The organism is Arthrobacter sp. 35/47 (genome assembly GCF_000520475.1).
In the GTDB taxonomy this organism is placed as follows: Bacteria; Actinomycetota; Actinomycetes; order Actinomycetales; family Micrococcaceae; genus Arthrobacter_D; species Arthrobacter_D subterraneus.
Map to the genome: position 1 here is coordinate 22,061 of NZ_KI914619.1, position 10,774 is coordinate 32,834.

A 10,774-nucleotide genomic window follows, 5' to 3' on the forward strand; every position below is an offset into this window, starting at 1 on the left:
CCGCAGCGCCCGCCGGTCATCTGCAGGAACTCGGCCTCGGAGAGCACCTCGATATTCTGGCCGCGGCTGTGCAGTTCCAGAACACGCCGGGCCTTCCCTGTCACGCGACCGCTGCGGAGATCGGCCGCTACAAACCCGTCGCCGACCACCAGTACCGTGGTTTTCCTGGTCACAGTGCTCGCCGGCTGCGCGCCCAGCACCGCTGCCCGCTGTTTCGCCTGTGGCCGCGGGATCCCTAGGTCACCGGTGAAGACCACTGTCTGTCCGTAGAGCGGATGGGTGGGGTCCGCGGCCGGATTGGGATCCGGGTTCAGCCCCTCGTCCGGCCAGCCCGCCCAGCCGACGGCCGGCCCGCGTTCCAGCGCCGTCCGCGTAGCCTTGGACAGTTCTGAAATCCCTGGTTGATAGGCGTCCAGGCGGGACAACCGGAGACGGTGGCCGGTGACCAGTTCCTGAAGAGTCGATGCCTTTGCACGGCGTGCGATATCCAGCAGGATACCGGCGCACGCCCGAGCGTCCTCGACGGCGTCATGGTGGTTGACGAGCGGCACGCCGGCTGCCTCCGCGACGTAGGGCAGTGAGTAGGAAACAAGGAAGTAGCTGCGGCGGGACAGCAGCACAGTGCAGGCGTAGTCGTAGCCCGGCCCGGCCTGGTTGGAGACCTCAAGTGCGGAGCGGATGACACCCAGGTCAAAGGCCGCGTTGTGAGCCACCAGAACATCGTTCCCGATGAAGGCGCCGATCTCAGGGAAAAGTTCGCCGAACCGCGGCTGATGCGCCACCATGTCCGCGGTGATCCCATGAATGGCAACGTTGCGCGAATCGAAGTGGTCGTGCCCGGCGGGTGGCCGCATGAGCCAGTTCGCTTCGGCTACGATCCGGCCGTCACGGACCTTGGTGAGCCCTACGGCACAGGGCGAACCCCGAAACCCATTGGCAGTCTCGAAGTCGATTGCCGTGAACTCAATTCCCACCCGTTCACGGTATCCGGTGGACGGGCGTACCCCTGTGAGGCTTGCCCGTGTGGCGCGGAAACCGGAAGGGACACCGACCGAGTTGACCGGCCTGAGATCAGCCGGCTGGAAGGCCGCAGCCTCAGGAAGCTTCGCGCTTGCGCCGAACTTTTCGTACCTTGCCCACAATCAGGAATGCCATCACCAGTACGACGGCGACAATCACCAGTTTCTGGAAGATGTCCGCATACTGCTCCACCAGATGCCAGTTCTCCCCCAGGTAGAAGCCTGCAAGCACGAAGATGGAATTCCAGATGAGACTGCCGGCGAGCGTCAGCCCCAAAAACGTCCAGACCGGCATTCGTTCGATGCCTGCAGGAATAGACACCAGGCTCCGGAAGATGGGCACCATGCGCCCGAAGAACACGGCCTTGTAGCCGTGGCGGTTGAACCACGCTTCGACGCTGTCCACATCTTCCAGGTCCACCAGAGGAACTTTGGACACCAGGCGCCGCATCCGGTCCCGCCCGAGCAGCACCCCGAGCATATAGAGGAGATAAGCGCCCACCACGGACCCGGCGGTGGTCCAGAACAGTGCTTCAAAGAGGGTGAAGTCTCCCCGGCTGGCCGTGAATCCTGCCAGTGGAAGGATCACCTCACTCGGCAGGGGCGGGAAGAGATTCTCGAGAGCGATCGCAAGGCCTGCGCCTGGAGCTCCGATCGTTTCCATCAGGGTCACAGCCCAGTCAGCGACCCCTCCGAGGGTGGGTTCATTACCGGTCTGCAGGGGCAGGTAGCTCACATCTCTTCTCATAACCTGGTTAAGTCTGCCCTATCAGCCGGAGCACTCGGACAGCGGGTACGCCCGTGACGAACCGCTGCCGTGTCGGCCGGCGCGCTCGGACAGCGGGTACGCCCGGGATGAACCCCCATGGCAGTCTGGGACGCAAGTCCCCGGCCGGCACTTAAAGCAACCTGCTGACCGGGTACATTCACCGCAACACTTGGAGAATGGCGGGCAGCAGTTCCGCGAACGCCCTGGCCCGGTGGCTGACGGCGTTTTTCTCCTCCGGCGCCAGTTCGGCACAGCTGCGGTCCATGCCGTCAGGCTGGAGCACCGGGTCATAACCAAAACCGTTGTTGCCGCGCGGCTCACTAAGCAGTGTTCCCCTCAGCGCACCATGCCGCACAACTGCGTCCCCGCCCGGAACGGCGAGCGCAGCCGCACACACAAACTGCGCCGCACGCCGGTCCACCGGAATGTCCGCAAGCTGGTTCAGCAACAGCTGAAGGTTGGCTGAGTCATCGCCGTGCCGGCCTGCCCAGCGGGCAGAGAAGATGCCCGGTGCGCCGCCGAGTACATCGACGGCAAGCCCGGAATCATCTGCGACGGCGGGAATGCCGGTCGCCTCAGCGACCGCGCGCGCTTTCAGCAGGGCATTCTCCTCAAAGGTGACGCCGCTTTCGACCACGTCAGGAGCACCTGCTGCAGCGGCGTCGATCACCTGGGTGTCGACGTCGAGCCCTGGCACCCGGTCCCGCAGGAGCGCACGGAATTCGCGCAGCTTTCCCGCGTTCCGGGTGGCAAGGACCAGCCGGGCGGGCTGCTCGGCGGAGGGTTCAGGCACCTGCGGCCTCCCCCAGCGTTTCACGCTGGATCTGCGCAAGCTGGGCCGTGCCGAGCAGAGCGAGGTCAAGCAGCGCGTCCAGCTCGGAGCGGTCGAAGGGAGCGCCCTCAGCGGTACCCTGTACCTCCACGAAGCTGCCGCTGCCCGTCACAACCACGTTCATGTCCGTCTCCGCCCGAACATCTTCCACATAGGGAAGGTCGAGCATCGGCACGCCGTCAATGATGCCGACACTGACCGCCGCTACAGTGTCGGTCAGCGGCCGGGAGGACTGCGCAATGATCTTGTTTTCCTTGGCGTACCGGATGGCCTCGGCGAGCGCCACATAGGCGCCGGTGATCGCGGCAGTCCGGGTGCCGCCGTCGGCCTGCAGCACGTCGCAGTCGAGGACAATGGTGTTCTCGCCCAGGGCGCGCGTGTCGATGATCGAACGAAGCGACCTGCCGATGAGGCGCGAAATCTCATGCGTGCGCCCACCGATCCGGCCCTTCACCGATTCCCGGTCCGAGCGGGTGTTGGTGGCACGGGGCAGCATGGCGTACTCGGCTGTCACCCAGCCCTTGCCCTCGCCCTTCAGCCACCGGGGAACTCCGGTGGTGAACGATGCGGTGCACAGCACGCGGGTGTTGCCGAACTCGATCAGGGCAGATCCTTCGGCCTGGTTCGACCATCCACGGGTGATGCTGATGTTTCTTAGCTGGTCCGGTGCCCGGCCGTCTGCACGGACAACGGCGCTTCCGATGGACGATGCCGACTCGGATGCAGACACGGAAGATGAGGGGGAAGTCATGGCTCCAGTCTGCCACGAGCCTGTCCCACAGACGCGATCCGGCGATGTCAGCGAAACGGTGAAACTGCACCGTCACACCTGGTACGAAACCCCGGCAACCGCCACAGCGACGTCAGCGAAACGGTGAAAACTGCACCCTCACACCTGGTAGGAAACCCCGGCAACCGCGACGGCGACGTCCCCCGAATAGCTGCTGCGCGCCTCTTCCATGGCCAGAACCGCATCATTCCAGACCGGAAGGTGCGTGAGCAGCAGTCTCCGTGACGCAGCGGCTGAGGCTACGTCACCTGCCCGTTTGCCCGTCAGGTGGACGCCGTCGATCCCGTCATCCCTGCCCTCATGGAAGGCAGCTTCACACAGGAAGATGCCGGAACCGGCAGCGGCCTCGATGAGCCCCTCACACGCGTCCGTATCTCCCGAATAGGTCAGCACCCGCTTCCCGCCCGGAGCCTCGGCGTCATCGGCTTCGACCCGGAGGGCGTAGGCCTCCTCCACCGGGTGCAGGACGGGATAGGGGGTGATGGTGAAGGGGCCGATCCGCACGGGGGTACGGGGCGACCAAGCGCGGAAGTCGAAGTCCTCATGCATACCCGGCTCGAGCTCCAGACCGTAGGCGGTTGCCATCCGGTCTGCTGTGCCGGCCGGACCCCAGACGGGGATCCGGGGCCTGTTCCAGCCCGCCGGATCCCAGTGCACCGCTACATGAAGGCCGCACAGGTCCATGCAGTGGTCGGGATGGAGGTGGGTCAGCAGGACTGCGTCGATGTCCCGCAGGTCCATGTAACGCTGCAACGCGCCGAGCGATCCGTTGCCAAGGTCGAGGAGGATGCGCCAGGTCCTGCCGTCCTCCTGCACCGTCACGAGGTAACAGGAAGCCGGCGAGTGCGGCCCGGGGAACGAACCGCTGCACCCCACGATGGTGAGCTTCATGAACGGCGGTCTCCGCCGCTTCCCGCGTCAGCCCGCGCGGTCGCGATCATCTCAGGCGTGATGCGGGACATGGATCCGGTTGGATACTGGGCCGACACATGGTCCACCTGTTCCACGCTCAGGACTTCGGGGCCGAGAAAGCGCCGGGCCAGCTCTTCGAACCGGGCAGCGTTTCCCGTTGCGACAAAGTGGTGCCGCGGCTGGCCCGGTTCCTTGCGCAGCAGGTCGTGGGACACGAGGGCGCGGTAGACGTCCTTGGCTGTTTCCTCCGCACTCGAAACCAGGGTCACCGAATCGCCCATGACGTAGGAGATCACTCCAGTCAGCAGCGGGTAGTGCGTGCAGCCGAGAACCAGGGTGTCGACGTCGGCCTCCTGCAGCGGGCGAAGGTACCGGGCAGCGGTTTCCAGTACCTCCTGGCCGGCGGTCACACCCGCCTCCACGTAATCGACGAACGCCGGACAGGCCGCGGAGAAGATCTCCAGATGCGGGGCGGCAGCGAAGGTGTCCTCGTAGGCTCGTGACCCCACGGTGGCGCTGGTTCCGATCACGCCCACCCGACCCGACCGGGTCGAGGCGACGGCGCGCCGGACCGCGGGCTGGATGACCTCGATGACCGGGATACCGTAGCGGGCCGTGTAGCGCTCCCTCGCATCACGGAGCACTGCCGCCGATGCCGAGTTACAGGCGATGACCAGAAGCTTGACGCCGGAATCCACCAGCTCATCCATCACGCCGAGCGCGTAGGCCCGAACCTGGGCGATCGGCAGGGGGCCGTACGGGGCGTGCGCGGTGTCTCCCACGTACAGCACCGATTCATGGGGCAACTGGTCGATGACCGCCCGGGCGACGGTAAGGCCACCGACGCCTGAGTCGAAGATGCCTATGGGTGCTTCAGTGGACCTCAAGGCGGCCAGCTCGGCAGCCGCAGAGTCGGCGGAGTCAGAACTCATGATCCTTTGAGGATAGGACCCGGCGCTGCCGTTGGCTAAGCGGAAGCACGTGTCCTTAATCACAGCACCGGCCCAGTGAACCGCGCGCGGCTGCCTTCGGGACCTATTCCTGAGCCTCGACAGAAGCCAGCAGCGCCTGCATCAGGCCTTCCTGTACCCAGGTGACGAAGTTGTAGACGAGCGCGAGATAGGATTCAAGATCCTCCGCGTCCTCGAGGTCCGAGATCCCGTGCAGCCTGGCTGCGTCTTCATCCGTCTTGATTTCCAGCCGGTCCGCCAGCACCAGGCGCACATCGTTGAGCGCACGGGCCAGCACCTGGGCCTGATCGGGGTTCAACAGGACCTGCGGATGCTCAAGGAGCAGCGCCGCCGCGCGCAGGGCGCTGACTTTTTCCTCCCGCAGGGAGCGTTCGGTGAGCCGGCGGAATTCCAGCGCACCGTCGTCGTCGTTCCTGACCGCGTCCGGCAGCAATCGGATCACCGCGCTGTCCTCCGGTCTGGTGGCTTCCTGATCCAGGCCCACGAGGGCCGCCAACGGGTCCTCATTTTCCCGCTTCTCAGGCTCGAGCAGCTGGACGACGTCGGCGAACAGCCGCCGCAGCAGTCTCAGCTCGCCCTGCTCGAACTCACCGGCGATGCCCCGACGTGTTTTCCGGAATGCCCTGGCCACTGCCGCCCCCTACGCGTCCGCTGTCTGGAAAGTAGCCCACAGGCCGTAAGAGTGCATGGCCATGGTGTCCTTCTCCGCCTGCTCCCGCGATCCGGTGGAGACAACCGATCTGCCCTGCTCGTGAACCTCCAGCATGAGGGTGCGGGCCTTCGCCTCGCTGTAACCGAAATAGGTCTGGAACACGTAGGTCACGTAACTCATCAGGTTCACCGGGTCATTCCACACAATGACCACCCACGGAACATCGGTCATAGTCAGCGAGTCCTCTTGCGTCTCCTCAGCCTGACGGGTTTCGGGAACAACGCCAACACTCATGGTTCCCATTGTAGGTTGGCAGGCGGCGCCTTCCGTGCCGGTGCGGCGGTACTCACATGGTGGCCACGGGGCTAGAGTTTTCATGTGAGCCCACACAGAACCTGGCAGCACCCCAATTCCGCCCTTTACACGGACCACTACGAGCTGACCATGCTGCAGGCGTCCCTGCATTCGGGAGCCGCACACCGCAGGTCGGTCTTCGAAGTATTCACCCGGCGCCTGCCCGAAGGACGCCGATACGGCATTGTGGCGGGAACCGGGCGGCTGCTTGAGGGCCTGAAGCACTTCCGCTTCGGGCAGGCGCAGCTGGACGCGCTGTCCGCCGCCGGTGTGGTTGACGACTCCACGCTCGGCTGGCTTGCCGACTTCCGCTTCAGCGGGAACATGTGGGGCTACGCCGAGGGCGACGCCTACTTCCCCTCCTCCCCCATCCTGATAGTGGAGGGAACGTTCGCCGAAGCCTGCATCCTGGAGACCTACCTGCTCTCCGTCCTGAACCATGACAGCGCCATCGCCTCCGCCGCGTCACGCATGACAGGTGCCGCGGGTGCCCGCCCCTGCATCGAGATGGGTTCGCGCCGCACACAGGAGGAGTCGGCGGTGGCAGCAGCCCGCGCTGCGATCATCGGCGGTTTCGCCAGCACCTCGAACCTTGAGGCCGGACGCCGCTACGGCCTGCGGACCGTCGGCACGGCAGCGCACTCCTTCACCCTGCTCCATGACTCCGAGACCGAGGCCTTCGCAGCCCAGGTGGCAGCGCTCGGGAAAGGGACTTCCCTGCTGGTGGATACCTACGACGTCGAGCAGGGCGTGCGTAACGCCGTGGCAGCCGGAGGTCCGGATCTCGGCGCTGTGCGGCTCGACTCCGGCGACCTCATCGAGCAGGCCCGGTGGGTGCGGCAGCTCCTGGATGATCTGGGCAACCACCAGACGCGCATTGTGGTCACTTCCGACCTTGATGAGTTCGCCATCGGCCTGCTTGCCGCGGCACCGGTGGACTCCTACGGTGTCGGCACCTCACTCGTGACCGGGTCCGGGGCGCCCACCGCCGGAATGGTCTACAAGCTGGTGAGCCGCACGGACGACGACGGCACCTTTGTTTCGGTGGCAAAGGCGGCCAAGAACAAAGTTTCCGTGGGCGGCCGCAAGTATGCGCTGCGGCGCCTCGACGCCTCCGGGACCGCTGTGGCCGAGGTGATCGGGATCGGAAGCAATCCGCACGACGACGGCAACGACCGCCCACTGCTGCAGCAGTTTGTGCACGACGGCGAGGTGCTCCCCGGCTGGACCGGACCGGAGGGCGTCCAGCGCGCCGTCGAGCGCCACCGGGACACCATGGCGGAGCTGCCCGGATCCGTCATGCGGTTGCAGCGCGGGGAGCCGGCCATCCCCACCGAGTACGAGGAGTCCGCATGACACGCGCACTGATCATCGTCGACGTCCAGAATGATTTCTGTGAGGGAGGCTCGCTCGCGGTCGAAGGCGGTGCCGGAGTTGCCCAGTCGATCAGCGACTACATTGACGCCCAGGGCGACCACTATGACTACATCGTCGCCACCCAGGACTGGCACATTGATCCGGGCTCGCACTTTTCCGACCAGCCCGACTACGTTGACTCCTGGCCGGTGCACTGCGTTGCGGAGCAGCCCGGCGCCCAGTTCCATCCCGACCTCGACACCGAAACGGTGGATGCCGTGTTCCGGAAGGGGCAGTATGAGGCGGCGTACTCAGGTTTCGAGGGTGTCCTGGCTCCGGAGGACCAGGTACCGACCGGGGAACAACGACCGGCAATCGGTGTGTCCACCACTGCCGATGACGCCGTGTCGCTCGATGACTGGCTCCGGGACCACGAGGTCGATGAGGTGGCCATTGCCGGCCTGGCGGCCGATTACTGCGTACGGGCTACCGCACTGGATGCAGTGGTGGCCGGATACGCCGTCCGCCTGCTGGTGGACTACACCCGGCCCGTTCACCCCGAGCGCCTCGGCGACGTGCTCGCCGAACTTGAAGACGCCGGGGTCGAACTCATCGACTGACGGACAGCTGCTGCGGAAGCCGCAGACTCCCCCGGAGGCGGGTGCGCTGGATCCGGTGAATCACGTGCGTCCGGTGGATCCGGTGAATCACGTGCGCCCGATGAACCAGTCCTGAAGCTTCTTCAGCCGCCGCTGGAGCTGTTCCTCGTTGGCCTGCGCCACAGCAGGTCCACCGCATGCCTTGCGCAGTTCAGTGTGAATCACTCCGTGGGGCATGCCTGAACGCGCAGACCACGCCGACACGTTCTTTGCCAGTTGGCCGCGCAATTCGGTCAGCTGCCGGTGGTCGACCACCTGGGGTGCCGCCGGTTCGGAGGCTGCGGCGGGCCTGCGCCGCCGGGACTGCTGTTCCTGCTGCCTTTGCCGGAGCAGCACTCCCACCTGGTCTGCATCGAGCAGGCCCGGAATGCCGAGGAAGTCCAGCTCCTCTTCGCTGCCCATCTCACCGCCGGTGCCGAACTCGCCGCCATCGAACAGTACGCGGTCAAACGATGCCTGCGACTCGAGCGCCTCGAACTTCTGCTTCGTCAGCTCATCGGACGCCTTCTCCGCACGGTTTGCGGCCTCCATCAGCGCCTCTTCGGGCGCAAAGCCGTCCTCGTTGTTGTCCGGACGGTCAAGCGCGTGGTCGCGTTCCAGCTCCAGCTGGTTGGCCAGCGCCATGAGGTTCGGCACGGAGGGCAGGAAGACCGACGCCGTCTCCCCCCGCCGTCGCGCACGGACAAAGCGTCCCACGGCCTGTGCGAAGAAGAGCGGCGTGGCCGTGGAGGTCGCGTACACGCCCACTGCCAGACGTGGGACGTCCACACCCTCTGACACCATCCGGACGGCCACCATCCAGCGGGTTTCGCTTACCGAAAACTCCTCGATCTTCCCGGAGGCCTTCGCATCATCAGACAGGATGACCGTCGGCGACTCCCCGGTGATCTTCTTCAGCCGCCCAGCGTAGGCGCGGGCGTCGTCGTGGTCGGTCGCGATGACCAGGCCGCCGGCGTCCGGGACAGTTCGCCGGACCTCGGTGAGGCGGCGGTCCGCGGCGGCCAGCACCGCGGGGATCCACTCGCCGTTCGGATTCAGGGCAGTACGCCAGGCCTGCGCGGTGATGTCCTTGGTGACAGCTGCCTCGCCGAGTGAGGCAGCCATTTCTTCCCCGCCGCTGGTCCGCCACCGCATCTGACCGGAATACGCCATGAAAATCACCGGCCGGACCACATGGTCGCGGAGCGCATCGCCATAGCCGTAGGTGTAGTCGGACCGCGAACGGCGGATACCGTCCGCGTCCTCGGCATACTCCACGAACGGGATCGCAGCAGTGTCCGAGCGGAACGGTGTTCCGGTCAGCGCCAACCTGCGGGTGGCCGGTTCAAACGCCTCACGGATCCCGTCGCCCCACGAGAGCGCGTCACCGCCGTGATGGATTTCATCGAGGATGACCAGCGTCTTTGCGCCTTCAGTCTTGGCCCGGTGCAGCATGGGCTTGCTGGCAACCTGGGCATAGGTCACTGCGACGCCGATGAAGCCCTCGCCGTGCCGTCCGTCGACATTGCGGAAATTCGGGTCGATCGACAGACCTACCCGGGCTGCAGCGTCCGACCACTGCCGCTTCAGGTGATCCGTGGGAGCGACGACGACAATGCGGTTGACAATCCGCCGTTCCACCAGCTCCGTGGCCACCCGCAGGGCGAAGGTGGTCTTGCCCGCGCCCGGCGTTGCGACGGCCAGGAAATCCCGGGGGGAGTCGGCAAAGTACTTGGCGAGTGCTTCTTCCTGCCACTGCCGAAGCTTGGGAGCGGTGCCCCACGCTGCGCGTTCCGGGTACGCGGGAGGGAGAGCCGGGCCGGCACCGAACAGTGCGTGGGTACTCACTCTTGGAACGGCACCTTTCGTGTCTCGGATGTTGCCGGAAGCGGGTCCCGGTCGCCCCGGGTGGCCCTCAACCCGGCCACTATACCGACAACGGCAAAGACGCACAGAGCCAGCCAGATTGCAACAAAGACCGGCACCTGACCCGGCGCTTCCGGGTCCCGCAGCAGGGCGAACAGCCCTCCTGCTCCAGCGGTTCCGATCACCCCGCCCAGCTGGTCCGAGAGCTGCAGCGCCGCCGAATTCCGTCCCTGCTCATGAGGTGGAGACAGCTTCAGCACAAGTACAGACGTGCTGGACAGCGTCAGACCCATGGCGAAGCCCGCCGCACTCCACACCACGACGAGGGCCCAGAAGGGAACCTGGGCGACCGCTGCGAGCGCCAGTCCTCCGATGCACAGCGACAGCAGCGAAGCCCCGATGACAAGCAGCCACTGACGCCGGAAGCTCACCCGCGCCTGGACAAAGGAGCCCGCGCTCCAGCCGATGGCCGCGGCACTCAGGGCAAGGCCCGCCGTCGAGGCGCTGAGACCGCGGGCTGACACGAGCATCAGCGGAACAAATGCCTCCGCGCCGAAAAAGGTCACGGTCAGCAGTCCGCGCGTGGCAATGACGCTGGGAAGCCCGGGCGCCAGC

At 65.8% G+C, this 10,774-nt stretch carries 12 protein-coding genes; 2 read left to right on the top strand and 10 right to left on the bottom strand.

Features of this window, described 5'->3' with window-relative positions:
• The 8 genes from X803_RS20570 to clpS form a co-directional block, all read right to left on the bottom strand.
• A partial coding sequence (locus tag X803_RS20570; protein ID WP_084033855.1) for a 3'-5' exonuclease occupies positions 1-974 on the bottom strand: 974 nt, incomplete at its 3' end.
• Positions 975-1,095: 121 nt separating this feature from the next.
• Entirely contained in the window at positions 1,096-1,767 is a 672-nt protein-coding gene (locus tag X803_RS0115595; RefSeq protein ID WP_084033857.1) for a DedA family protein, read from the bottom strand.
• Between the two features lie 178 nt (positions 1,768-1,945).
• Positions 1,946-2,581, bottom strand: a complete 636-nt coding sequence (gene rdgB / locus X803_RS0115600; RefSeq protein ID WP_026545853.1) for an RdgB/HAM1 family non-canonical purine NTP pyrophosphatase — start codon at positions 2,579-2,581, stop codon at positions 1,946-1,948.
• The gene (gene rph, locus X803_RS0115605; protein WP_035779420.1) at positions 2,574-3,371 is read right to left on the bottom strand and encodes a ribonuclease PH; all 798 of its coding nucleotides are present in this window, start codon (positions 3,369-3,371) and stop codon (positions 2,574-2,576) included. Before rph ends, rdgB begins: the two co-directional genes overlap by 8 nt.
• Before the next feature lie 138 nt (positions 3,372-3,509).
• Positions 3,510-4,301 carry an MBL fold metallo-hydrolase gene (locus X803_RS0115610; RefSeq protein ID WP_026545855.1) on the bottom strand — a complete coding sequence of 264 codons (792 nt, stop codon included), beginning with the start codon at positions 4,299-4,301 and terminating at the stop codon, positions 3,510-3,512.
• The gene (gene murI / locus X803_RS0115615; protein WP_035779421.1) at positions 4,298-5,254 is read right to left on the bottom strand and encodes a glutamate racemase; all 957 of its coding nucleotides are present in this window, start codon (positions 5,252-5,254) and stop codon (positions 4,298-4,300) included. The genes X803_RS0115610 and murI overlap by 4 nt, the downstream gene beginning before the upstream one ends.
• A 103-nt stretch (positions 5,255-5,357) precedes the next feature.
• A complete protein-coding gene (locus X803_RS0115620; RefSeq protein ID WP_026545857.1) occupies positions 5,358-5,924 on the bottom strand; it encodes a DUF2017 domain-containing protein in 567 nt (188 codons plus the stop codon).
• A gap of 9 nt (positions 5,925-5,933) precedes the next feature.
• The gene (gene clpS / locus X803_RS0115625) at positions 5,934-6,176 is read right to left on the bottom strand and encodes an ATP-dependent Clp protease adapter ClpS (protein ID WP_253907497.1); all 243 of its coding nucleotides are present in this window, start codon (positions 6,174-6,176) and stop codon (positions 5,934-5,936) included.
• Between the two features lie 147 nt (positions 6,177-6,323).
• On the opposite strand from clpS, the gene X803_RS0115630 reads away from it, so the two are divergent.
• Positions 6,324-7,655: a nicotinate phosphoribosyltransferase gene (locus X803_RS0115630; RefSeq protein ID WP_026545859.1), complete on the top strand. Its 1,332-nt coding sequence runs from the start codon at positions 6,324-6,326 to the stop codon at positions 7,653-7,655.
• Complete coding sequence (locus tag X803_RS0115635) at positions 7,652-8,275, top strand: isochorismatase family protein (protein ID WP_026545860.1); 624 nt, start codon at positions 7,652-7,654, stop codon at positions 8,273-8,275. Before X803_RS0115630 ends, X803_RS0115635 begins: the two co-directional genes overlap by 4 nt.
• Before the next feature lie 87 nt (positions 8,276-8,362).
• On the opposite strand, the gene X803_RS0115640 is transcribed toward X803_RS0115635, so the two are convergent.
• Both X803_RS0115640 and X803_RS20575 read right to left on the bottom strand, forming a co-directional pair.
• Positions 8,363-10,141, bottom strand: a complete 1,779-nt coding sequence (locus X803_RS0115640; RefSeq protein WP_026545861.1) for a DEAD/DEAH box helicase — start codon at positions 10,139-10,141, stop codon at positions 8,363-8,365.
• A partial coding sequence (locus X803_RS20575; protein ID WP_035779423.1) for an MFS transporter occupies positions 10,138-10,774 on the bottom strand: 637 nt, incomplete at its 5' end. The genes X803_RS0115640 and X803_RS20575, both read right to left, overlap by 4 nt.

What these genes read in the sequence shown, in the direction of transcription:
- X803_RS0115595 (WP_084033857.1), bottom strand. Translation starts at nt 1,767, where the DNA reads ATGAGAAGAGATGTGAGCTACCTGCCCCTGCAGACCGGTAATGAACCC.
- X803_RS0115610 (WP_026545855.1), bottom strand. Translation starts at nt 4,301, where the DNA reads ATGAAGCTCACCATCGTGGGGTGCAGCGGTTCGTTCCCCGGGCCGCAC.
- rph (WP_035779420.1), bottom strand. Translation starts at nt 3,371, where the DNA reads ATGACTTCCCCCTCATCTTCCGTGTCTGCATCCGAGTCGGCATCGTCC.
- clpS (WP_253907497.1), bottom strand. Translation starts at nt 6,176, where the DNA reads ATGACCGATGTTCCGTGGGTGGTCATTGTGTGGAATGACCCGGTGAAC.
- X803_RS0115635 (WP_026545860.1), top strand. Translation starts at nt 7,652, where the DNA reads ATGACACGCGCACTGATCATCGTCGACGTCCAGAATGATTTCTGTGAG.
- murI (WP_035779421.1), bottom strand. Translation starts at nt 5,254, where the DNA reads ATGAGTTCTGACTCCGCCGACTCTGCGGCTGCCGAGCTGGCCGCCTTG.